This is a genomic window from Rhodococcus koreensis, assembly GCF_017068375.1.
GTDB classification, from domain to species: domain Bacteria; phylum Actinomycetota; class Actinomycetes; order Mycobacteriales; family Mycobacteriaceae; genus Rhodococcus_F; species Rhodococcus_F koreensis.
The window spans coordinates 6,541,934-6,564,181 of record NZ_CP070609.1 but is presented as its reverse complement, the minus strand read 5'-3'; the positions used below and the strand labels follow the sequence as shown (position 1 = coordinate 6,564,181).

At 62.5% G+C, this 22,248-nt stretch carries 21 protein-coding genes; 13 read left to right on the top strand and 8 right to left on the bottom strand.

What is annotated here, in order from left to right; translation table 11 throughout:
• Position 1: 1 nt before the first annotated feature.
• The 6 genes from JWS14_RS29835 to JWS14_RS29810 all read right to left on the bottom strand — a co-directional run bounded on the left by JWS14_RS29835 (position 2) and on the right by JWS14_RS29810 (position 6,774).
• On the bottom strand, positions 2 to 1,480 hold the full coding sequence (locus JWS14_RS29835) for a lipopolysaccharide biosynthesis protein (RefSeq protein WP_095861331.1): 1,479 nt from the start codon (positions 1,478 to 1,480) through the stop codon (positions 2 to 4).
• Between the two features lie 110 nt (positions 1,481 to 1,590).
• The gene (locus JWS14_RS29830; RefSeq protein ID WP_095861332.1) at positions 1,591 to 2,046 is read right to left on the bottom strand and encodes a serine O-acetyltransferase; all 456 of its coding nucleotides are present in this window, start codon (positions 2,044 to 2,046) and stop codon (positions 1,591 to 1,593) included.
• 131 nt (positions 2,047 to 2,177) lie between these two features.
• Positions 2,178 to 3,176, bottom strand: a complete 999-nt coding sequence (locus tag JWS14_RS29825) for an NAD-dependent epimerase/dehydratase family protein (RefSeq protein WP_206015025.1) — start codon at positions 3,174 to 3,176, stop codon at positions 2,178 to 2,180.
• The gene (locus JWS14_RS29820; protein WP_095861333.1) at positions 3,173 to 4,372 is read right to left on the bottom strand and encodes a glycosyltransferase family 4 protein; all 1,200 of its coding nucleotides are present in this window, start codon (positions 4,370 to 4,372) and stop codon (positions 3,173 to 3,175) included. The genes JWS14_RS29825 and JWS14_RS29820 overlap by 4 nt, the downstream gene beginning before the upstream one ends.
• A gap of 44 nt (positions 4,373 to 4,416) precedes the next feature.
• Positions 4,417 to 5,082 carry a WecB/TagA/CpsF family glycosyltransferase gene (locus JWS14_RS29815; protein ID WP_206015024.1) on the bottom strand — a complete coding sequence of 222 codons (666 nt, stop codon included), beginning with the start codon at positions 5,080 to 5,082 and terminating at the stop codon, positions 4,417 to 4,419.
• Positions 5,083 to 5,307: 225 nt separating this feature from the next.
• Entirely contained in the window at positions 5,308 to 6,774 is a 1,467-nt protein-coding gene (locus tag JWS14_RS29810; protein WP_095861447.1) for a sugar transferase, read from the bottom strand.
• A 779-nt stretch (positions 6,775 to 7,553) separates the two neighbouring features.
• On the opposite strand from JWS14_RS29810, the gene JWS14_RS29805 reads away from it, so the two are divergent.
• Positions 7,554 to 8,057, top strand: a complete 504-nt coding sequence (locus JWS14_RS29805; RefSeq protein WP_095861335.1) for a hypothetical protein — start codon at positions 7,554 to 7,556, stop codon at positions 8,055 to 8,057.
• Here the strand turns inward: JWS14_RS29805 and JWS14_RS29800 are convergent.
• Positions 8,041 to 8,439 carry a hypothetical protein gene (locus tag JWS14_RS29800; RefSeq protein WP_095861336.1) on the bottom strand — a complete coding sequence of 133 codons (399 nt, stop codon included), beginning with the start codon at positions 8,437 to 8,439 and terminating at the stop codon, positions 8,041 to 8,043. The genes JWS14_RS29805 and JWS14_RS29800 overlap by 17 nt on opposite strands.
• Positions 8,440 to 8,798: 359 nt before the next feature.
• Between JWS14_RS29800 and JWS14_RS29795 the strand changes: the two genes are divergently transcribed.
• The 10 genes from JWS14_RS29795 to JWS14_RS29750 all read left to right on the top strand — a co-directional run bounded on the left by JWS14_RS29795 (position 8,799) and on the right by JWS14_RS29750 (position 21,001).
• Positions 8,799 to 10,613: an MFS transporter gene (locus JWS14_RS29795; protein ID WP_095861337.1), complete on the top strand. Its 1,815-nt coding sequence runs from the start codon at positions 8,799 to 8,801 to the stop codon at positions 10,611 to 10,613.
• 56 nt (positions 10,614 to 10,669) lie between these two features.
• Positions 10,670 to 11,101 (top strand): nitroreductase/quinone reductase family protein, encoded by a 432-nt coding sequence (locus tag JWS14_RS29790; protein ID WP_095861338.1) that lies wholly within the window; start codon positions 10,670 to 10,672, stop codon positions 11,099 to 11,101.
• Positions 11,102 to 11,225: 124 nt separating this feature from the next.
• Positions 11,226 to 12,680: a family 43 glycosylhydrolase gene (locus JWS14_RS29785; protein WP_095861339.1), complete on the top strand. Its 1,455-nt coding sequence runs from the start codon at positions 11,226 to 11,228 to the stop codon at positions 12,678 to 12,680.
• A 184-nt stretch (positions 12,681 to 12,864) separates the two neighbouring features.
• Positions 12,865 to 14,289, top strand: coding sequence for an NAD(P)/FAD-dependent oxidoreductase (locus JWS14_RS29780; protein ID WP_095861340.1), 1,425 nt, complete (start codon positions 12,865 to 12,867; stop codon positions 14,287 to 14,289).
• Positions 14,286 to 14,663 carry a cupin domain-containing protein gene (locus JWS14_RS29775; protein ID WP_095861341.1) on the top strand — a complete coding sequence of 126 codons (378 nt, stop codon included), beginning with the start codon at positions 14,286 to 14,288 and terminating at the stop codon, positions 14,661 to 14,663. Before JWS14_RS29780 ends, JWS14_RS29775 begins: the two co-directional genes overlap by 4 nt.
• Positions 14,664 to 14,739: 76 nt before the next feature.
• Entirely contained in the window at positions 14,740 to 16,263 is a 1,524-nt protein-coding gene (locus tag JWS14_RS29770; RefSeq protein ID WP_095861342.1) for an APC family permease, read from the top strand.
• Positions 16,264 to 16,353: 90 nt separating this feature from the next.
• Entirely contained in the window at positions 16,354 to 16,815 is a 462-nt protein-coding gene (locus JWS14_RS29765; RefSeq protein ID WP_009478710.1) for an Lrp/AsnC family transcriptional regulator, read from the top strand.
• A complete protein-coding gene (locus tag JWS14_RS29760) occupies positions 16,812 to 18,197 on the top strand; it encodes an aspartate aminotransferase family protein (protein ID WP_095861343.1) in 1,386 nt (461 codons plus the stop codon). The genes JWS14_RS29765 and JWS14_RS29760 overlap by 4 nt, the downstream gene beginning before the upstream one ends.
• The gene (locus tag JWS14_RS29755) at positions 18,194 to 19,687 is read left to right on the top strand and encodes a gamma-aminobutyraldehyde dehydrogenase (RefSeq protein WP_095861344.1); all 1,494 of its coding nucleotides are present in this window, start codon (positions 18,194 to 18,196) and stop codon (positions 19,685 to 19,687) included. The genes JWS14_RS29760 and JWS14_RS29755 overlap by 4 nt, the downstream gene beginning before the upstream one ends.
• Positions 19,688 to 19,810: 123 nt before the next feature.
• Positions 19,811 to 21,001 (top strand): TerC family protein, encoded by a 1,191-nt coding sequence (locus JWS14_RS29750; RefSeq protein WP_072937493.1) that lies wholly within the window; start codon positions 19,811 to 19,813, stop codon positions 20,999 to 21,001.
• 97 nt (positions 21,002 to 21,098) lie between these two features.
• Here the strand turns inward: JWS14_RS29750 and JWS14_RS29745 are convergent, their stop codons facing one another.
• Entirely contained in the window at positions 21,099 to 21,542 is a 444-nt protein-coding gene (locus JWS14_RS29745) for an SPW repeat protein (protein ID WP_072937494.1), read from the bottom strand.
• A 176-nt stretch (positions 21,543 to 21,718) separates the two neighbouring features.
• On the opposite strand from JWS14_RS29745, the gene JWS14_RS29740 reads away from it, so the two are divergent.
• Together JWS14_RS29740 and JWS14_RS29735 are read left to right on the top strand one after the other, a co-directional pair.
• Positions 21,719 to 21,877 (top strand): hypothetical protein, encoded by a 159-nt coding sequence (locus JWS14_RS29740; RefSeq protein ID WP_167372168.1) that lies wholly within the window; start codon positions 21,719 to 21,721, stop codon positions 21,875 to 21,877.
• Between the two features lie 42 nt (positions 21,878 to 21,919).
• The gene (locus JWS14_RS29735) at positions 21,920 to 22,231 is read left to right on the top strand and encodes a hypothetical protein (protein WP_095861345.1); all 312 of its coding nucleotides are present in this window, start codon (positions 21,920 to 21,922) and stop codon (positions 22,229 to 22,231) included.
• Positions 22,232 to 22,248 lie beyond the last annotated feature (17 nt).

Below are 22,248 nucleotides of genomic sequence, written 5' to 3'. Positions count from 1 at the left end.
ATCAAGACTTTCTGACGTCGATCGATTGACGAGAACTCAGTAAGTGGGGTGCGGAGTCAAGCACGTCAGTAACGGGTGAATTAGATGCTCTATGTGCAGATACTTCAGATCGCACACTCCACCATCCGACAGCCGCGAGAGCAACTAGTGCGACCGATGCAAGGTCCAGGTCCGGATTAATTTCTCTTATTGCGACAGAACCTAAGACTATGGTCGAATTTAGACACAAAACTAGAGTTGTCTTCCTACCAATGAATCCAAAATCGGACAACTCCCGTCGATACTTCCAACCCATCATCAGCAAGACAACGCCCGCCGTCACCACAGATGTCCATGCTCCACCCTCTATCCCAACAATCGGAACCAGGGCGAAGTTTCCAATGACGCTAATACCAGCGCCAATCGACGTAAATACCCAGATCCGTCCCGTCACGCCGAGGCCCACACTAACAAAATCAACGACCACGAATTGAATACCGTTCAAAACTACAGCGAAGCTCAAGATAACGACGACCGACGCAGCACTTGAATATTCGCTCGGAAAGAGCAGAACAACTATTGTTGGGCCCACCACCCCCACAGCCGAAGAAATAAGCGATATCAGTCCCAGTTCAATTGCAAAGATCCGTGCCAGCGCCGCACGCTTGCCCTGAGATACGCCGATAGCATACTCCGGAAGAAAATATCGACATATCTCAACTATTAATGAGGATGCCGCGAATGATATTTGAGATCCCAAAGAGTAGACACCGCCGGCAGCTACCCCAGCCCTTGCCGAGATGATTATTCGGTCGGACAATGAGCCAACCCATTGGGCCAGTTTACTTGGAACCATCGGCACGCCCACCCTGATCCCATTTGCTATCAGAGCCGAACTCAAGTGTCGAAGATGTATATTTTTCCGGACGATCGGAAATCCAAATACCAATGCCACCGAAGCCGCGGCAACGTCGGCGAGCGCCCAGGCCAGTAGGCTATTTTCTATTGACAGTATGAAGCAAAGCCGACCTGTGAGCTGCGAGGATACAAATCCCAATTGAACGAGCGAAAATCGCAGCGCCATCCGCTCGATCCTGTAAAGCGCTGCGGCCGGCACAAACCCAACACAATATATTCCGATCGCCACCAATTCGATCGCAAGGACATCGCTCCCAATACCGAACATTGTGAGCCCGAACGAAAATACTGCGATCGCAAAGAATATCGAAATTGTTGCTGTTGACCAAAGAACTAATATTGCACTGGATCTCAAGCCATGCATCCGCCCGGCACCACTTGCGGTACCTGCATCGTGATAGAGAACAGTATCTTGCCCAAAGCTGACTAATACCGTACCCAGCATGAAGCCGGTTACGAGAATCATGGCCTGCCCGTACTGCGCTGGTGCCATCAAGGCCGTGAAGATGGGTAGAGTCAGAAGCGGGAGCGCTTTCTGCAACAAAGCGGGAAGGAGGAATTTGGCTACGCCCCCTCCCGGCATCGCCACTTCAAACCCTCACTTCGCGGTTAGACACCAGAGTTAGCACGACTCCCGGGCGCCTGATAGCGAACGTCAGTCCCAGGTGTAGCGTGATCGGCTTGGGGAAGTCTCTATTCGACAAGGGGCGATATCTCCTTGACAATCCAGGTCGGCATGGCGGATTGCATCCCATTCGATCCGATCTGTTTTGCGGGCGCGCCAGCTATGACTACGTCATTTCCAAAGCTACGATTCACCACCGAATTTGCGCCGACGACGCTTCGATCACCGATCGCGATATCACCGTAGGCAACAGCGCCGGGTCCGAAGTAGACTCCGTCACCCAACACCGGCGCAAACCCACGACTCTCACCGATATTGACGCCTGAGTGGATACGACAAAATCGACCAGCCCGAACCTTGTTATTCACAATGACGGAACCATAGTGCGGGATTGAGAGTCCTGGCCCAAATACACCAGGAGGGATCGATATTCCCGTTATGATTCCGACAACTTTGAGGTGGAGCTGCCGAATGACGGCCGACCGCTTGAGGTTTAATGCCCTCATGAGTTCAACGTCGCGCATTATCCGTTGGTAATACAGCCCGGGATAGATGAGTCGGTAGTGAGCGCGCCACCGTGTTCGCCCGTAAGCCCTCAAATCGGCGCGACGAAATGCGCGCCACGATCCGACGTCTGCAATTATTTCGTGGGGGGTCAGATCCTGCATACCGAAGCACCTAGACTCGCGGGCCCACCGATTCGAGAGGGTAGCGACCTTGCCCATTCGTACTGAGCAGAGAGGCCCTCTTCGATCGACACTGCCGGCGACCAATTCAATGTAGTACGGATCAATTCGGTGCTTCCACCCGTCCGATGGACATCCCCACTGACACGATCACGATACTCAATCTCGAGCGGCTTTGAGTGCAACTCTTCAATGATCTTCAGAGTTTCATTCACGGATATGCTTCCACCGCCGGCAACGTTGAATACCGCCCCAGGACGAACACCGTTACAGGTCGCTGCCCGAACATTTGCGTCGACAACATCAGTGATGAATGTGAAGTCTCGGATCTGTTCGCCGTCGCCAAACACCGGTATTGGCATGGATCCGAGGGCTGAAGTCATGAATTTTGTGAAAGCCATATCAGGACGCTGGCCTGGGCCATAAACGGTGAAATAGCGAAGCGATACCGCGGGTAGCCCGAAGTTGTGTGCATACAGGGTGCACAGGTGCTCCGCGGCTAGCTTAGACACTCCGTAGGGACTTACCGGCTTGGGGGTATGCGTCTCATCGGTCGGATACGTTAGTGCATCACCGTAAACAGACGACGAAGACGCATACACGAAACGGGATAGGTTGCCCACTTTCACTGATGCTTCGAGCAGGCGCTGCGTCGCCGCAATATTGGCATCAATATACTCCTGGAATTCGGATCCCCACGATTTGCGGACACCTGGCTGGCCTGCTTGATGGAAAACGACATCAACTGAATTTTGCAATATGGGATCTAAATCAATGCTGTTTAGATCCGCCTCGACCAGTTCGAAGGCATCGGTCGGGATGGAAGCAATGTTTATCCGTTTCAGGTCGCGCGAATAGTAGTCAGTGAATGAATCGATTCCGACAACATCCCAACCGTCGGCGACAAGCCGTCGAGCGAGGGACGAGCCAACAAACCCAGCCGCTCCAGTTACAAGTGCTTTCATCATTGCTCCATATTATTAGTATTCGAAACCATTGGATTCCGCTCTTCTGCCCGCACGATTTGGCCAATGACCTCTAGCGCACTGAACTTTGATACTTCAGCCCGTGGGTATGTCGGATCAATTCTTGTCGCGTCAATGATTCTTCTGGATATTTCTTCCGGATCTCGACTTGTCGTGAAGCCCGTAACACCCGACTTCACGAGTCCGCCAGTATCAGAACCGTGGGTTACTACGGCTGACAAGCCGGAAGCCATTGCTTCCACGAGAACCCTCGGAAAGCCCTCGTAACCAGCGTGTGATGTCATCAGAAAGACATGCGAAGTTGCCATTGCGGCACTGAGATCGCTTGGTGTCATCCTGCCAATTATCTCGACTCGTTCAGTAACGGAGTTGGGCAGCTCCGCGACATACGCTCTCAGCTCATTCTCTAGCGTCCCTCCGCCGATCATTCTTAAAGTCCAACCCCGTTTGGGGTCCAACTCGATTAGGCGCGCGAACGCGGTGAGCGCAAGCTGAGGATCCTTGGGGACCTCCATTCTCCCCACCCATATGATTGACAGATCTTTGCGCTGATGCTCGCCCGACTGTAGAATATCTGGGTCAAACCACGTGGGTGAGAATTTTGCATTTGGGTTCAACTTGCTTGCATGGTCGGCGTGCTCGGGATTAAATACAACGACGTCAGATGATGTTTTGATGAGATGACGCTCAAGGGCGCTATGCATTCTTTGACCATATCGCCACAGCGAATCAGAGTTGCCGCCCGTAAGACCGTTCTGCTGAGTGTGAACGAAATACGCGAGCAGTTTCGGGCGCAGAATAATCTTGATGGCAACAGCAACGTCCATGCGGTGAACTTGAACCGTCCTGCTACGTGGTATCTTGCGGATATTGCGTATCACTCCGGCAACCAGTCTGAGCGAATGCGGCACAATTCTGTTTTGGTTGGCAGGGTCTAGCCTTGCCACCGGAAGGAACCAGACGGTTCGTTCGCCGATCTTGTGTTCTTCCCAAGATCCGAGATCGTGGCCCCTCGACCGAATACCCGTGTCCACTCCGATCACGGCAAGAGTTCCTGCACCCGGGTAGTACTTGCAAATACCGCGAATACAAGTATCTATTCCTCCGGGCGACGGCCGAGCGGCATCAAATTGATGGACTATCAGTCGCTCGACCGATTTCGGTTCGTGTGTGGGCATCGATACTCATTCTTCTCTAGGAAAATACGACGGTGTCGATAAGTTCAGCGCAATTTGTACATTTCTTGAGCAACAATCCTTAGGAAATACGGTGCCGACAGAATGTATCTCCTTGCGAGCTTTCGTGGCTCACTTGAGAGTCTATGAAGCCACTCCAGACGTGCTTTTGCATACCATTCGGGCGCCCGTTGGAGCGTTCCGGCCGCAAATTCAATCGCTGCACCAACACAGATGACAACTCCACGGTCCATGACTTGAAATAGCTCTACACCTAGCTGTTCTTGCTTGGGGACGCCGAGCCCCACGAAGACGATGTCTGAGTCCGACTCCACGACGCGCCTGATCAAAGCGGTTCGCAACTCCGCCTCCATCAGTTCGTCATTGGGCGCTTTCTCGACGACGCCGATCCTTAGTTGCGGGTTTCTCCGACAAAGCCGTGCTGCAGCTAGCTCTGCCGAGTCGGCTCGCCCACCAACAAACGAGACCACCAACGGGAGCTCGCAGAGCTTTATCAGGAGATCGGCACCCGTAACTCGTTCGATCTCCTCGACGTCGCTGAGGAGACGGAGGGCCTCGACGACCGGCCATCCGTCTGGTGGAGAGAAGTTTGAGAGTTGGTAAGCTTGAGCTAGCGCGGGGTTATCTTTTGCCTGCCATACGTGCGCAATATTTGGCGTAACGACAATGTGTGGGCGCTGCTCGTTTGTCATATGCATTATTTGAATTATTGACTCAGCAAAAGTCACTGGCGTCGCGTGCACTCGTCCTAATGAAACCTTCTGCATATCAGTCCCCCTTTCAAATGATAGTTGTTCGACCGTGGGGAGTCTTTACTGGGAATTGAAATCAAATTCTTCGGTCGCGCTGAAAAATATTCAGCACCTTTGGCGTGATTGGTGCTCGCAATCCACTCAGGTCGAGCTATCCCGGGTGAATCAATACGCCCCATCACTCGCAGCAACTGCTCTTGCCGTTTTACCGATGATGAGCAGATCCCCCATCATCGACCAGTTCTCCACGTACGAGAGATCAAGCCGCACAGTTTCTTCCCACGACAGGTCCGAGCGCCCGCTCACCTGCCACAGTCCAGTGACACCAGGCTTCACGAGGAGGCGGCGCCTCACGGTGCCGTCGTAGGCCTCTACCTCGCGGCGCAGTGGCGGCCGCGGGCCGACCACGCTCATCTCGCGACGCAGAACGTTGATGAACTGGGGCAGCTCGTCGATGCTGAACTTGCGCATGAACCGACCCACCTTCGTCACGCGTGGGTCCTCGCGCATCTTGAACAGCACGCCGGCACCCTCGTTCATCTTCATCAGCGAGGACACCTGCTTGTCTGCGTCCACCACCATGCTGCGGAACTTCAGCATAGGGAACGGCCTGCCGTCCAAGCCCATCCGTTCGGACTTGTAGAAGACTGGGCCCTTACTGGTCAGCTTGATCGCGATCGCGACCGCCAACAGAACCGGACTGATCAGGATCAGCGCCAGTGTTGCGAATACAAAGTCGAAAGACAGCTTCGAGAACCTCTGAGCACCGTGGTACTGCGGCTTCTCCACATGGATCAGTGGGAGGCCGGCGACGGGTCGCATCGAGAGCCTGGGGCCTGACACATCCATCATCCCGGGGGCTACCACGAGGTCGACGTGGTGCGGCTCGAGCGCCCACGCCAGGTCTCGCATTCCGTCATGACCGAGGTGCTCGGTTGCCGTAACAGCCACTGTGTCTGCTCGGCAGAACTCCAGCGACTCCACCACGTCCTGCTCGTCACCGAGTACTGGAATCTCCCGCCCATTCACGGTGATCTTGTCGCCATACTTGCCCGTGTGCCCCGGGATGCACACGCCGACAACGCGGTATCCGTCAGCAGTGCCGCGGGCGAACGATTCGGCAAGATTCCGTACCGACCGCTCCCCACCGACCACAAGGACGGAGGTCTGAAACTCTCCATGCGAACGCTTGCGCGTGATCACCTGGCGCCACACCCAGCGGTTCACCATCAGGGCAATCAAGCCCACGGGGAATGCGATCGCCAGGTAGAGGCGTGCCAGGTCGAGCCTGAAAAGAAGTGCCAGGATCGCGATGAATCCGAAGAGACGCACCGTCGATACGAAGATCCGGCGGTACTCGTCGGGACCACTACCGATGACCCGGATTGTGCGGGTCCGGAAGATCACCAGCGTCACCAGCCACGCGACCACCAGCAGGGCCGAAACGAGTGTGTAGCTCAGGTCGTGGAGGGCTTGGCCCGTGGTCAGAACACCACTGTCGCCGAAGCGAATCCACTGGGCCAACGCGACAGCAGCGATCACCACCAGGGTGTCGGAGATTAGCAGACGCCGGATGTAGGCCGCCTGCCACTCTCGACGACTCCCGAGTCGTCCTGTCTCCGAAGAGACCATTGTTGCGCCCGGCGTACCCGATGCGGGGCCGAGCGGAACATCGAATGCGGTCACATTCGTTGCCTTCCACCTGAGAACCAATAAGCCGGCAAGCGCTTCTGTCTTCCGACTGTTGGCGGTGAATGACGACCGCCCCCCTGTAATGCTGCCGGGATGATGATCGCACCTTCAACCTTCTTCGTTACAACCGGAGTGGCGAGAGTCACAGCCGCGAGATCCCAACCGCGAGAACAGGTTCCTGTGCAGGTCACGGCTTTGTACACCGATTGAATGACACCGCGTACACCACACCGGGCGCCGCAGATAGGGTCTAAAGTCCTGGCGTATCGGGAAAGGTTCCGGTATTTTGCCGCGAACCCTACTCGAGGGTCAGGTCAGGATGGCGCCCTACGCGCTACCTTCAGGCGCCTACCGTTGACGGTCTGCTGTCATTTGCGTGAATGACCCTGCGGGACCGCCGCATAGGCGATCGGACTGGCCGCTCTACGATCGGCGCCGAACCATCACAATCAAAGGGAGAGTGTTCGCGTGGATAGAGACAGCATTTGGAATACCCCATGGGGAATGCTTTTCTCGTTCGGCTCGGAGCTGGTGCACGCGCTGAATTTCGGCAGCGTCAATACGTAGCGAAGAAATGCCCGCCCCCACAGCGGGGGCGGGCACAGCGAGAACTGTTTTACCGGGGTGGCATTTCAGTTCCGTTTGCAGATCGCCGTGTGCCCAACGCTCACTAACCGATTTGCGGATGGACAGGGCGCGTCAGTGGCACGATTGACCCCGTGACCAGTCGCCCGCTCGACGATGTACCCCACCGCAGTCGCCTGCGCCGTCTGCGTGCGGCGTGGCGGAGGAAGCTCGATCCGAGTGAGCAGTCGGCGGTCGTGTCGTGGGCGGCGTTCACGGCGACGTTCGCCGGGGTGCGGGCGTTGACTCACTGGATCAGGCGCGGGCACGGGCCGGCAGGTGGTGGGTTGAGTCTCCACGGCCGCCATTTCCACCATTACAACCTCGGCATCGCCGCGCTGGCCGGGGTCGGGGCCGTGGCGGTGCGGGGTTCGGAGAAGCAACGCCGCCATCCGACGGTCCCGATCTCGTACGGCGTCGGCACCGCGCTCATCGTCGACGAACTGGCGTTGCTGCTCGACCTCGAAGACGTCTACTGGGCGAAGGAGGGGCGGACGAGCGTCGACGCCGCGGTGGTCATCATCGGACTCGGCGGACTGATGACCGCGGGATTCGAGTTCTGGCCCGCCGCCCAGCGGGCGCTCACGGAGCCGACGTAGCCGGCCGCACACTGGACAACCGGGCGGTCCCCCACGGCTCGATGTCGTAGACGGGGATGCAGTCCAGGCCGCGGGCGCGTGCACGCTGCACCACCGCCGCATCCGCCGACGGGCAAGTGCCGTCGGCGACGGCCTCGGTGACGATCGCGCACACCACGTCGCCGCGGAATTCGCGGACGGGTTTCAACCCCTGCTCCACCGTCCAGTGCCGCACGGCAGCCCAGTGCGTCACTTCGGTGACGGTGGACGGGTTGCCGATGAACAACACGCTCCGCGTCGCGTTCCGTCCGCCCGACGCAGGCGATGCCTGCATCTGAATCTCCGCCTCAGTGCACCACTCGGATGCCAATTCGGCCAGGGTCGTGCTCGCAATCGTCGACATCTTCCTCATCCTGTTGCCGGCCCCCGGACAAAAATCATCCTGTCGCGGATCGGGCCTCACGACCGTCCCCCGATCGGGCCGAGAACCGGATGATTCGACTGTCCCCCGATCGACCGACGGTGACGTCACAGCGCCTGGGGGTGCGGGGTCGATCGAGACGTCGTATCATCCGAAACTGATCCACGTCGCTCAGCGGAACCGATTGAGCGACACCGACATAACGGACAACCCGGGCACTTCCGATCGAGGGATGCCACGGTCGACCGAATGTCATACACAAAGAGCACACACGACAACCGAACACTTTGCTTTCCATTTACTTACTTTTGAAAACTATGAAAGCCCAGAGGTGAAATTCCTTGGTCTCGCAGACGCAGGAACCTGCCGTCCCGAACGATGAACGCACCACGGCGCTCGACGAGCTCGGCCCGCATTACAAGTGGATTGCGTTGTCGAACACCACCCTCGGCATGCTGGTGGCCACGATCAACTCGTCCATCGTGCTGATCGCGCTCCCCGACATCTTCAAGGGCATCCATCTCAACCCGCTCGAACCCGGCAACACGAGCTACCTCCTGTGGATGATGATGGGCTTCCTCGTCGTCACCGCGGTGCTGGTCGTCAGCTTCGGACGGCTCGGCGACATGTTCGGCCGCGCCCGGATGTACAACATGGGTTTCGCCGTGTTCACGATCGCCTCGATCTTCCTGGCCGTGACGTGGTTCGACGGCTCCGAGGCCGCACTGTGGCTCATCGGGTGGCGCGTCGTCCAGGGCGTGGGCGGCGCCTTCCTGATGGCGAACTCGTCGGCAATCCTCACCGACGCCTTCCCCGCCGATCAGCGTGGGCTCGCGCTCGGCATCAACGGTGTCGCCGCGATCGCCGGATCGTTCCTCGGCCTGCTCATCGGTGGCATCCTCGCGCCGATCCACTGGAACCTGATCTTCCTGGTCTCGGTCCCGTTCGGCGTGGTCGGCACGATCTGGGCGTACCTGAAACTCCGCGACACCGGCGTCCGCCGGCACGCCGACATCGACTGGTGGGGAAACGTCACGTTCGCCATCGGATTGATCGCCGTCCTGGTCGGCATCACCTACGGCATCCAGCCGTACGGCTCCTCGTCGATGGGCTGGACCAGTCCGCTGGTGCTGTGGTGCGTCATCGGCGGTCTCGCCGTCCTCGCGGCCTTCTGCGTCATCGAGACGAGGGTCGCCAATCCCCTGTTCAACCTGCACCTGTTCCAGATCAAGTCGTTCACCTGGGGCAACATCGCCAATCTGGTCGCGTCACTCGGCCGCGGCGGACTGCAGTTCATCCTGATCATCTGGCTCCAGGGCATCTGGCTGCCGCAGCACGGCTACGACTACAGCCGCACTCCGCTGTGGGCGGGCATCTACATGCTGCCGATGACCATCGGATTCCTGATGTCGGCGCCGGTGTCCGGGGTCATCTCCGACAGGTTCGGCACCAAGTGGTTCACCAGCGTCGGCATGTTCATCACCGCGGGAACCTTCGGATTGCTGATCGCCCTGCCGGTCGATTTCGAGTACTGGGCCTTCGCCGCGATTCTGCTGATCAACGGCATCGGCATGGGCATGTTCTCCGCGCCGAACCGGGCAGAGGTGATGAACAGCCTGCCCGCCGACGCGCGCGGCGTCGGCGCGGGCATGATGACGACCTTCCAGAACGCGGCGATGGTGCTGTCGATCGGATTCTTCTTCAGCCTGATGATCGCCGGACTCAGCTCCAACCTTCCGGCAGCGATGAGCGACGGACTGATGGCGAACGGGGTGCCCGCGGCGCAGGCCACCCAGATCGCGAATCTGCCCGCCGTCGCAGTCCTGTTCGCGGCATTCCTCGGCGTCAACCCGATTCAGGAACTGCTCGGACCGAACCTGTCCGCACTCAGCGAGCAGCAGCAGGCACACCTGACCGGCCTGGACTTCTTTCCCCAGCTGATCTCGGGACCATTCGCCGACGGCCTGGCAATGGCGTTCGCGTTCGCGATCGTCGCCTGCGTGATCGGGGGAATCGCCTCACTGCTCACCGGACCGCAGAAGAACCCGACGGCCGACGAGCCGCACGAATCGGTGGGCGCGGAACTCGCCGGAATCGCCGGCGAGGCGGGAATCGGCCCGAGCGAACTCGTCGACGAGCAACCAGCGGTGCGGTGAGGTGAGGTTCGGCGGAGCCGGCCTCCGCCGGGCGCCGACCTCGTTACGCTGACACCATGCCTTCGGACCGCGGACTCAAGTTCATGAACGCCCTACACCGCGCTGTCCTGCGCATCACCGGCGGGCGAGTTGGGAAGAGCTTCGGCAAGATGCCTGCGGTGGAGTTGACCACCGTCGGCCGCAAGACCGGGAAGGTGCACAGCGTCATGCTGACCGTGCCGGTGACCGAGGGCGACACCCGAGTCGTGGTGGCCTCACGCGGCGGCGACGACCGCCACCCCGCGTGGTTCCTCAACCTGCAGGCCAACCCGGTGGTCCAGCTCTCGGTCCAGGGGCAGCCCGCGCAGTCCATGCGCGCCCGCGTGGCAACCCCCGAGGAGCGGGCCCGTCTGTGGCCGCAGGTGACCGCCGCCTACAAGGGCTACGCGGGCTACCAGAAGAAGACGGATCGCGAGATCCCTTTGGTTCTGCTCGAACCCACCGCCTGACACCGGTCACCGCCCTCAGAACACGGTTCGGTTGCAGTCCGGCGCCAGTGAGCCGGATCCGCCCTCAACCTCGACCTCACCCTTATAGATTTGCGCATTCCGGGCAGGCGAGGTTGGGAGCAACGTGAACACTGACGATGCTGCGCTGCACAGATCCGGGTTGCACAGGTCCCATACCCGGCACCTGCCGCGGCGCGGGTGGATCACCGCGGCCCTGACTCTGCTCGTCCTCACGCTTGCGCCTGCCCCGTCGGCAACGGCCGACGCGATCGTGCAACCGGTGGCCGCCGACCCGAGCGTCGTCCGCGCCTCCGACGGCATGTTCTACATGTACACCACCGCCGACGACTGGGGCGACGGCCAGGGCATGCACAACATGTCGATCTTCAAGTCCGCCGACCTCATGGACTGGATGTACCTCGGCGACGTCTTCCCCGACCGGCCTGCGTGGCATCCGGACGGCAAGCTGGCGTGGGCCCCGAACGTCCTCGAATCCGACGGCCGCTACAGCCTCTACTACTCGCTCTACGACGAGGCGAATCCCTGCATCGGCCTCGCCACCGCCGACAGTCCCACCGGACCGTGGAACGACCTCGGCCGACCCGTCTTCTGCGCCCACGACGTCGGCGTGGGCGGCACCATCGACCCGTTCGTGTGGGACGACGGGACGACGAAGACGATGTTCGTCGGCAACTTTCAGGGCGTCCACGCGATCCCGCTCAGCGCGGACGGGACCGCGGCGGCCGGCGAACCCGTCCGCGTCGCCGACGAACGCTTCGAAGGCCCCTACGTCGAATTCCACGACGGCTACTACTACCTGTTCCTCTCGGCAGGCAACTGCTGCAACGGCGCCGACACCGCCTACCGCGTCCTCGTCGGCCGGTCCGAATCACTCACCGGTCCGTACCTCGACCGGAAGGGGCAGGACCTGAACGACGGCGGCGGCGCGCTCATCCTCGCCGGCAGCGAACCGTGGGCCGGGCCGGGTCACAACACGGTGGTCTCCGACGACGCGGGCGCGGATTGGATCGTGTATCACGCCATTCCGCGCGACAACCGGGATCTGCCCAGCGGAGCCCGGCGCCGCGAGGGGATGATCGACCGGATCGTCTGGGCGAACGGCTGGCCCGAGGTCGGCGACGGTTCACCCGCGTCGACCGGGCCTGCGAACCCCGACACGGATCTGCCGGTGCGGGTCACGCTGCGCGCCGACTCCGACACGACGCTGCCCGCGGACGGCGGGACCGTCGACGCCACCATGCTCGTCGAGGCACCCGATGATCGCCCCTACACGGGCCAGGTGTGGGTGAGCGCCGTGTCGCCCGACAACCGGACCAGCGATCCGTTCTTCGGACCGATCGACGTCGACCTTCAACCCGGCGAGGTCCTCGAGGAGGCCGTCACGTACACGGTCCCGGGCGATGCTGTCGCGGGAACGTATTACGCCTACGCCTTCGCGGGCAGCTACCCCGACGAGACCGTCGAATTCGGCACGATCCACGCCGTCAAGTCCGGCGACGAGGCGAGGATCAGCCCGGTCCGCTCGGTGTCGCTGCACCTCGGCAAGCTCGCACGCTGACGGTCGGCGGTTCGGCGCCAGCCGATCCAAACAACCGATTCGGTTCCCAAATCCGATATCAACCACGGAATCAGTAACGATTTTCCTCATTTGCTATTGAAATAGTGGCGACTCCACGTCAGGATGGATCACGGTGACGTGCCTCACACGTCACCTTCGGTCAGTCCATCGACAAAGGTGCTACATGCTGCAGACAGTGTTCGAGAAGCAACAACCGAACGCCACGGTTGTCGACCATGCGCTCCGGCGCACCCGGTTGGCACCGTTCTGGATCGAGGACGTCGCCGACACCCGCACCTATCCGGCCGCCACGGCCGACGCCGCATACGACCTGGTGGTCGTCGGCGGCGGCTACACCGGACTCTGGAGCGCGCTCCTCGCCAAGCAACGCCACCCCGAACTGTCCGTCGCCCTCGTGGAGGGCGAGACGATCGGGTGGGCCGCTTCCGGCCGTAACGGCGGATTCGTCGAGGCCAGCCTCACCCACGGCAGCGAGAACGGCCGCCGACGCTGGCCGGAGGAGATCGACACCCTCGAATCGCTCGGGCTCGAGAACCTCGACGCCATCGAGAAGACGGTCCACACGCTCGGCCTGGACTGCGATTTCGAACGGAACGGCGCCATCTCGGTCGCCATCGCCGACTACCAGGCCGAGGAAGCGCTCGGCACCCCGCCGAGCGCGACGACCGCGGTGCTGGACGGGCCCGCGATGCGCGCCCAGGTGAACTCGCCGACGTATCTGGCCGGGGTGTGGGACAAGACGTCCACCGCGCTGGTGCATCCGGCCAAGCTCGCCACCGAACTCGGCCGGGTCTGCGCTGAGCACGGCGTCGAGATCCACGAACACACCAAGGTTCTCGACCTCGTCCGCTCCCGCTCGTCGTCCCGAGTGGGCGTCCGGACGGCGCGCGCGACCCTGTCGGCGGACCGAGTGATCCTGGCAACCAACGCCTTTCCGTCCCTGCTGAAGCGGTACCGGCTGCACACGGTTCCGGTGTACGACTACGTCCTCATGACCGAGCCGCTGTCCGACGCCCAGCTCGCGGAGGTGGGATGGTCTGCGCGACAGGGCATCTCCGACATGTCCAACCAGTTCCACTACTACCGGCTCACCCGGGACAACAGGATCCTCTGGGGCGGATACGACGCCATCTACCACTTCGGGCGCGGCCTGAACCACGACCTCGAAGACCGCCCCGAGTCCCACAGGAGGCTCGCGCGGCACTTCTTCACCACGTTCCCCCAGCTCGAGGGCCTCGAGTTCACGCACAGGTGGGGCGGCGTCATCGACACGTCGACGCGCTTCTGCTCGTTCTTCGGGTCCGCAGCCAAGGGCCGCATCGCCTACGCTGCCGGCTTCACCGGTCTCGGCGTCGGCGCCTCCCGCTTCGCGGCGAACGTCATGCTCGACAAGGTCGCCGGCGAGAAGACTGCCCTGACCGAGTTGGCCCTGGTGAAGGACATGCCCCTCCCCTTCCCGCCGGAGCCGTTGGCGGCAGCGGGCATCAATGCCACCCGCTGGTCGCTCGATCGCGCCGACCACAACGAAGGCCGACGGAACGTCTTCCTCAAGGCCCTCGACGCCGTCGGCCTGGGATTCGATTCGTGACCGCCGTCCACACCGACGAATCCTGGCGTTCCGGACCGCACACCGCGGCTCGAACCGCCGATCTCACCTACCACCGCCTGCCCGGCGACCAGGTCGTCGGCGAGGGAGCGCCGATGGTCGGCGAACGAATGCTCGGTGACTTCGCCGGGGTCACCGTCGGCGTGTGGGAAATCGAGCCCAGCGTCTCGTGCGACGTCGAGATCGACGAGGTGTTCGTGGTGCTCAGCGGCGACGCGACCGTGCAGTTCGAGGACGACACCCCGGATCTCGACCTCGGTCCCGGAAGTGTCGTGCGCGTGCGGGCCGGCCAGAAGACCCGGTGGATCGTGCGCGACACGCTGCGGAAGGTATTCCTCGCCGCGCCGGCCACATAGCCACGAAAACCACTGCACCCCTTAACCACACCTGCCCGGGCACTCAAACCCACAGCCACACCTCGAGGGAGTATGAATGAGCATTGCCGAACCACCCCCCTTGAAGACCCAGACCCCCGATCCGCACAGCTCCGCGAAGGGGCTCAACAGCGGCGCACTGGGATTGATCGGCAACACGGTGATCGGGCTTTCGTCCGTCGCGCCGGCCTACAGCCTCGCCGCGACGCTGGGGTACGTCGTGCTGGCGGTCGGCGAGAAGGCGCCGTCGATGTTCCTCGTCGCCTTCATTCCGATGCTGCTCACGGCGTTCGCCTATCGCGAGCTGAATCGGGACACCCCGGACTGCGGGACCTCGTTCACCTGGGGCACCAAGGCCTTCGGTCCGTGGGTGGGCTGGATGGCGGGGTGGGGGCTCGCCGTGTCCGCGATCATCGTCCTCGCCAACACGGCGGAGATCGCCGCGATCTACCTGTTCGAGGTTCTCGGGTTGCACGCGGCGGCCGAGTCGCTCGCCGCGAAGGTACTGCTGGGATGCTTTTTCATCGCGGCCATGACGTACGTCAGTTTTCGCGGCATCCTCATCAGCGAACGGCTGCAGAACGTCCTGATCGCCGTGCAGTTCGCCGTCCTCATCGGCGTCAGCGTCCTCGCGCTGTCGAAGGTGTTCGGCGGCACCGCCGGCCCGCAGGCCGTCACCCCGCAACTCGACTGGATCATCCCGACCGGTGTCTCGATGTCGAGTGCCGCGCAGGCGATCATCCTGTGCATCTTCATCTACTGGGGGTGGGACGCCTGCCTCGCCGTGGGTGAGGAGACGAAGGATTCCGAGCGGACACCCGGCCGTGCCGCGGTGCTGACGACGGTGATTCTCGTCGCCACCTACGTCCTGGTCGGCTACGCGGTCCAGTCGTTCGCCGGGTTCGGCGACACCGGGATCGGACTGAACAACCCCGAGAACGTCGACGACGTGCTGACCACCCTGGGCGGGCCGGTCGCCGGGCCGGTGGCAGCCTCGCTGCTGCTGCTGACGGTGTCGATCTCCGCGCTCTCCTCGACCCAGACCACCATCCTGCCGACGGCGCGCGGAACGCTGTCGATGGCGGTCTACGAGGCGCTGCCGAAACGGTTCGCGTCCGTGCACCCCCGATACATGACACCCGGCTTCGGAACCCTCGTCATGGGGGCGGCGGCGCTGCTGTTCTACCTGGTGCTGTCGTTCGCCAGTTCCAACGCGTTGCAGGATTCGGTGGCATCACTCGGGCTCGCGGTGGCCTTCTACTACGGCATCACCGCCTACGCCTGCGTCTGGTATTTCCGGCGGACACTGTTCGACTCGACCCGGAATCTGTTCATGCGCGGCATCTTCCCGCTGCTCGGCGCACTCTGTATGACGTGGGCCTTCGTTCAGAGCGCCGTCGACATGCTGCGTCCCGACTACGGATTCACCGCGTTCGGCCCGTTCGGTGGCGTGTTCGTTCTCGGGGTCGGAATGCTGGTCGTCGGAATCCCCCTGATGTTGCTGTGTTTCGCCACCGGAACCGGGAACTTCTTCCGCGGACGCACCCTCACCGCCGACACGGAAGTGAAGGCGCCCGAGTGATGAGCGCCGAAGCCACCGGGAAGAGGCGATAGTTTCCGACAATGTCCGAGCCGATTGTCTTCGACACAGTGAGCAAGGGAGGATTCGACCATGTCTGAGCAGCCCGCGTCTCTCGATCCCGTGTCCAAGCAGATCATCGAGCAACTTCAGGAGGATGGACGACGGTCGTACTCGGCCATCGGCAAGGTCGTCGGATTGTCGGAAGCGGCTGTACGCCAACGCGTGCAGAAGCTGATCGACACCGGCGTCACCCAGATCGTCGCGGTCACCGACCCCGTTCAAGTGGGATTCTCACGCCAGGCCATGGTCGGGATCCGCTGCTCGGGTGATGTCACCGAGATCGCCGCCCGGCTCGCCGACGTCGACGCCATCGACTACGTCGTGTTGACGGCGGGCGCCTACGACATTCTGGCCGAGATCGTGTGCGAGAACGACGACCACCTCCTGACCGTGCTCAACAAAGAGATTCGCACCATCCCCGGCGTGCTCGGCACCGAGACGATGGTGTACCTGAAACTTGTCAAGCAGCAATATGATTGGGGAACCCGATGACTACGGAAACCACCTCCTCGCGCACCTCAGCGCAGCTCGAAGCGTCCGCCCGCCGCCATCTGTGGGGGCATTTCTCCCGGCACGGGGACAACATCACCCCGCCGATCATCACCCGCGGCGACGGCGCCCGGATCTGGGACTCCACCGGTAAGAGTTACCTCGACGGGCTGTCCGGGCTGTTCGTCGTGCAGGCCGGGCACGGCCGGGCCGAGCTCGCCGAGGCCGCCGCCAAGCAGGCCGAACAGTTGGCGTTCTTCCCGCTCTGGTCCTACGCCACCGAACCCGCCATCGAACTCGCCGAACGCCTCGCCGGCTACGCCCCGGGCGATCTGAACCGGGTCTTCTTCACCACCGGCGGCGGCGAGGCCGTCGAAAGCGCCTGGAAACTGGCCAAACAGTACTTCAAGAAGGTCGGCAAACCCGGCAAACACAAGGTCATCTCCCGCTCCATCGCCTACCACGGCACCCCCCAGGGGGCGCTGGCGATCACCGGTATCCCCGCGCTGAAGGCGCCGTTCGAACCGCTCACCCCCGGCGCGTTCCGGGTCCCCAACACCAACATCTACCGCGCCCCCGACCCCCTCGGCAGTGATCCGAAGGCGTTCGGGATCTGGGCCGCCGACCGGATCGCCGAGGCCATCGAATTCGAGGGCCCCGACACCGTCGCCGCCGTCTTCCTCGAACCGGTGCAGAACGCCGGCGGCTGCTTCCCGCCGCCGCCCGGCTACTTCGAGCGGGTCCGGCAGATCTGCGACGAGTACGACGTGCTGCTGGTCTCGGACGAGGTGATCTGCGCGTTCGGCAGGATCGGGTCGATGTTCGCGTGCGAGGACTTCGGGTACGTGCCCGACATCATCACCTGCGCCAAGGGCCTGACGTCGGGGTACTCACCGATCGGGGCGATGATCGCCTCGGACCGGTTGTTCGCACCGTTCGCGGACGGGACGTCGATGTTCGCGCACGGCTACACCTTCGGCGGGCACCCGGTCTCCGCGGCGGTGGCATTGGCGAACCTGGACATCTTCGAACGCGAGGGCCTCAACGCGCACGTCGCCGAGCAGGCGCCGGCGTTCCGGGCCACCCTCGACAAGCTGACCGATCTGCCGATGGTCGGGGACGTGCGCGGGGAGGGGTTCTTCTACGGCATCGAACTGGTCAAGGACAAGGCCACGAAGGAGTCGTTCAGCGACGCCGAGGCCGAGCGGATCCTGCACGGGTTCCTCTCCACCGCCCTGTTCGACGCCGGCCTGTATTGCCGGGCCGACGACCGCGGCGACCCGGTCATCCAACTCGCACCGCCGTTGATCTGCGGGCAAACCGAATTCGACGAAATCGAAAACATCCTCCGCGGCGTCCTCACCGAAGCCTGGAATCTGCTGTGAACCACCAGGACCTTCCCGGGCTGTACGTCGGCGGCCGCTACCGGGACGGCGCAGCGTCCGAACGGTACGAGGTGCTCGATCCGGCCACCGGTGAGGTGATCTCGTCGCGCACCGAGGCCTCGGTCGTCGACGTCGACGACGCGGTCGCCACCGCGAAAGCCGCGTACGCGCAATGGTCCACGACGAGCCCGGGCGAGCGTTCCACCGTCCTGACGCGATGGGCCGCCGAACTCACCGAGATGTCCGACGACCTCGCGTCCACCGAAACCCGGCAGACGGGCAAGCCGATCAAGTTGTCGACCGAGTTCGACGTCCCCGGGTCGATCGACAACGTGTCGTTCTTCGCCGGCGCGGCTCGCAATCTGGAGGGAAAGGCGTCGGGTGAGTACTCGCCCGACCACACGTCCAGCATCCGCCGGGAACCCGTCGGGGTGATCGGGTCGATCTCGCCGTGGAACTATCCACTGCAGATGGCGGCGTGGAAGATCCTGCCCGCCGTCGCCGCAGGCAACACCATCGTGCTCAAACCCGCGGAGATCACTCCCCTGACGTCGCTGCTGTTCGCCGAGGCGGCGACCCGGGCCGGACTGCCGGACGGCGTCGTCAACGTGATCACCGGCCGCGGCGCGACCACCGGCGCATCGCTGGTGTCGCACCGGGACGTGAGCATGGTCAGCTTCACCGGATCGACTCCCGTGGGACGGCAGATCGCGGCCGCCGCGGCCGGCAAGCGGCTGCACCTGGAACTGGGCGGGAAGGCCCCGTTCATCGTGTTCGACGACGCCGACCTCGAGGCGGCGATCAACGGGGCCGTCGCCGGTGCCCTCATCAACTCGGGCCAGGACTGCACCGCGGCCACCCGCGCCTACGTGCAGCGTCCGCTGTTCGACGATTTCGTCGCCGGCGTCGCCTCGCTCATGGACACCGTCCGCCTCGGCGACCCGTCCGATCCCGGCACCGACATGGGTCCGTTGGTGTCGCGGCGGCAGCAGCAGCACGTCGCCGGGTTCGTCGACCGCGCCCGCGACACCGGGGCGAAGATAGTGCGCGGCGGTGCCGTCCCCGGCGGCGACCTCGCGTCCGGCTTCTACTACGAGCCGACGCTCGTCGTGGGCGCCGACCAGTCGAGTGAGATCGTGCAGCGCGAGATCTTCGGCCCCGTCCTCGTCGTCCTGCCGTTCGAAAACGATGCGGACGGCATCGCGTTGGCCAACGACACCGACTTCGGGCTGGCGGCGTCGGCGTGGACGCGGGACCTGTACCGGGCGCAGACCGCCTCCCGCGACATCGCGGCGGGCTGCGTGTGGATCAACGACCACATCCCCATCATCAGCGAAATGCCCCACGGCGGGTACAAGGCGTCCGGTTACGGCAAGGACATGTCGACGTACTCGCTCGACGAGTACACGAACGTCAAGCACGTCATGTCCGACATCACCGGAACCGCCAGGAAGGACTGGCACCGGACGGTGTTCGGCGACCGAAACTGAGCCCGGTCGCCGGGGCGGCAGCAACTGTGCCGCCCCGGCGACCGCGCCGGTTCTGCCAAGTCGCGCCGTGCGCGGGACTACGCTGACGGGCAGAGCGTTCGCTTCGACGGAGAGGCAGAAACGGTGCATGTAACTCCCTTCGCCTGGATTCTGACGATCGTGGTGATCGTCGCGCTGCTCGCGTTCGACTACTTCTTCCACGTCCGCCACGCGCACATCCCGACGCTGAAGGAAGCGGCGATCTGGTCGTCGATCTACGTCGGACTCGCGCTGCTCTTCGGTGTCGCCGTCCTGATCTTCGGCGGCGTCGACATGGGCACGGAGTACTTCGCCGGCTACGTCACGGAGAAGGCACTGTCCGTCGACAACCTCTTCGTCTTCCTCATCATCATCTCCAGCTTCCGGGTGCCGCGGGAAGACCAGCAGAAAGTGCTGCTGTTCGGCATCGTGTTCTCGATCTTCGCCCGGACGGGGTTCATCTTCCTCGGCGCCGCGCTCATCAACTCGTTCGCGTGGGTGTTCTACTTCTTCGGCCTCATCCTGCTGATCACCGCCGGCAACCTGCTGCGACCCGAAACCGAGGACTCGCACTCGGCCGACAACTTCATCATCCGCATCGCGAAGAAATTCATGCACACCACCGAGCAGTACGACGGCGACAAGCTGTTCACCGTCGAGAACGGCAAGCGGATGATGACGCCGATGCTGCTGGTGATGGTGGCGATCGGCGGCACCGACCTCCTGTTCGCCCTCGACTCCATCCCCGCGATCTTCGGTCTCACCCAGAACGTCTTCGTCGTCTTCACCGCCACCGTGTTCTCGCTGATGGGCCTGCGGCAGCTGTACTTCCTGCTCGACGGTCTCCTCGACCGCCTCATCTACCTGTCCTACGGACTCGCGGCGATCCTCGCGTTCATCGGGGTCAAGCTGATCCTGCACGCACTGCACGAGAACAACCTGCCGTTCATCAACAGCGGCGAACCGGTAAACGTCATCGAGATCAGCACATTCGTGTCACTGGGCGTCATCATCGGCATCCTCGTGATCACCGTGATCGCGTCGCTCGCCAGCAAGAAAGGCAGGGCGCAGTCCACCATCGCCGGCGCCCGGCGGCACGCCGTCAACTACCTCGACCTCGACTACACCGCCGACCTCGCCGAGCGCGAACGCATGTACGACAGGTTGATCAACGAAGAAGAACAACTCAAGAAACTCGACCCGAAATTCAAGAAGATGGTCCGCGAGGAAACCGCACTCCTGGACCTCATCAAACGCGCCCACGGAGAGCACGACGCGTTCCTCAAACAGAACTAGCCGAACGCGGGACCAGCTGAACGCAGTCGAAGCGCCCACCGGATCCGGCGGGCGCTTCTTCGGCTCGTGCCCCATCCCCATGCGGGCACGTGCGTGTCTACCTCCTCCTCATCCTCATGCCGCCGTCCGCCATACCCATGGCGGTGATACCGAGACCCAGCAGACACACGACGATGCCGCAGACCACGTTCGACCAGATCATTCCCGCCGTGGTGGTTACTCCGACGACCAGCCACGGGCTGACGATCATCCACAGTCCGAGCAACGGCGCGACGAATGCCATGCCGTGCGTGCGTGAGTAGGCCGACGTGAAACCGACGGCAAGCAGTGCCACCGCAATACCCGACAGCAAGTTGCACATCGCCAGGCCAGACTGGCTTGCGAACCCGACAATCCACGGCGACGCCGCCATGTACAGGCCTGCCATGAACATCAGGCCCTCGGTGACCTGTGTCATCGGCTGTTCCGAGACTCGGTCGTAGCGAGCCCGCAACTCGGCGATATCAGGGTGTCTCTCGATCGACATACCTGGTGTCGTCATCACCCACCTCCTTGAAAAAGAGAACCAATCCCTATCGAGGGGGTGCCCCGAACTCGCTACGGCAAACCGGCGATGACCAGGTAATTTTTCCGAATTTCCGCTACCGACCAGTCCCCACGGACGGCGGCGCACCCGACGCCCTTGGGCACGCGTCCAGGGGCGGGCATACTCGATGTGTGTGGTGGATTGCCTGGGTCCTGCTCGCGTGGATAGCACTGTCGGTGCCGCTCGCGATCCTCATCGGGAAAGCGATACGGCAGAAAGACCTGCACGAACTGCCCGCCAAAGAGGACGCGACAAGTAAGAACGACCCTCCCGACCGTACGGTTGCCTGACGCGCCGTGCGCGATCCCGATGCAGCTTGGAAGAATGACGGGATGGCGCTGCCCTTCTATCCACTCGTGTTCATGAACTTCCTGTTCGCGGCGACCACACTGTGCCTTGCACGCCCCTCCAGCCTGACCGCAGGCGCCACCGTCGTCGCCGCGGTGGTCTGGATCTTCGGCAACGGCCCGCTCGAGGGCCAGGTGCTCTGGGAATTCGACGCCACCCACGGCCTCACGGTGTCCGATCTCCTGTCCGTTGCGGCGCTCGCGATCGCCGTATGGACGTTCGCGACCACCGGCGACCGCCCGTGGGCGCGGCGAACCACGCGGCGCCGCAGGAAGCTACTTCGTTCCCGGTACTGAGCGGCCGTCTGCGACTG

What these genes read in the sequence shown, in the direction of transcription:
- JWS14_RS29800 (WP_095861336.1), bottom strand. Translation starts at nt 8,439, where the DNA reads ATGTCGACGATTGCGAGCACGACCCTGGCCGAATTGGCATCCGAGTGG.
- JWS14_RS29790 (WP_095861338.1), top strand. Translation starts at nt 10,670, where the DNA reads ATGCCTTCGGACCGCGGACTCAAGTTCATGAACGCCCTACACCGCGCT.
- JWS14_RS29735 (WP_095861345.1), top strand. Translation starts at nt 21,920, where the DNA reads ATGGCGCTGCCCTTCTATCCACTCGTGTTCATGAACTTCCTGTTCGCG.
- JWS14_RS29820 (WP_095861333.1), bottom strand. Translation starts at nt 4,372, where the DNA reads ATGCCCACACACGAACCGAAATCGGTCGAGCGACTGATAGTCCATCAA.
- JWS14_RS29745 (WP_072937494.1), bottom strand. Translation starts at nt 21,542, where the DNA reads ATGACGACACCAGGTATGTCGATCGAGAGACACCCTGATATCGCCGAG.
- JWS14_RS29830 (WP_095861332.1), bottom strand. Translation starts at nt 2,046, where the DNA reads ATGCGCGACGTTGAACTCATGAGGGCATTAAACCTCAAGCGGTCGGCC.
- JWS14_RS29815 (WP_206015024.1), bottom strand. Translation starts at nt 5,082, where the DNA reads ATGACAAACGAGCAGCGCCCACACATTGTCGTTACGCCAAATATTGCG.
- JWS14_RS29765 (WP_009478710.1), top strand. Translation starts at nt 16,354, where the DNA reads ATGTCTGAGCAGCCCGCGTCTCTCGATCCCGTGTCCAAGCAGATCATC.
- JWS14_RS29770 (WP_095861342.1), top strand. Translation starts at nt 14,740, where the DNA reads ATGAGCATTGCCGAACCACCCCCCTTGAAGACCCAGACCCCCGATCCG.
- JWS14_RS29780 (WP_095861340.1), top strand. Translation starts at nt 12,865, where the DNA reads ATGCTGCAGACAGTGTTCGAGAAGCAACAACCGAACGCCACGGTTGTC.
- JWS14_RS29760 (WP_095861343.1), top strand. Translation starts at nt 16,812, where the DNA reads ATGACTACGGAAACCACCTCCTCGCGCACCTCAGCGCAGCTCGAAGCG.
- JWS14_RS29825 (WP_206015025.1), bottom strand. Translation starts at nt 3,176, where the DNA reads ATGATGAAAGCACTTGTAACTGGAGCGGCTGGGTTTGTTGGCTCGTCC.
- JWS14_RS29810 (WP_095861447.1), bottom strand. Translation starts at nt 6,774, where the DNA reads ATGGTCTCTTCGGAGACAGGACGACTCGGGAGTCGTCGAGAGTGGCAG.
- JWS14_RS29835 (WP_095861331.1), bottom strand. Translation starts at nt 1,480, where the DNA reads ATGCCGGGAGGGGGCGTAGCCAAATTCCTCCTTCCCGCTTTGTTGCAG.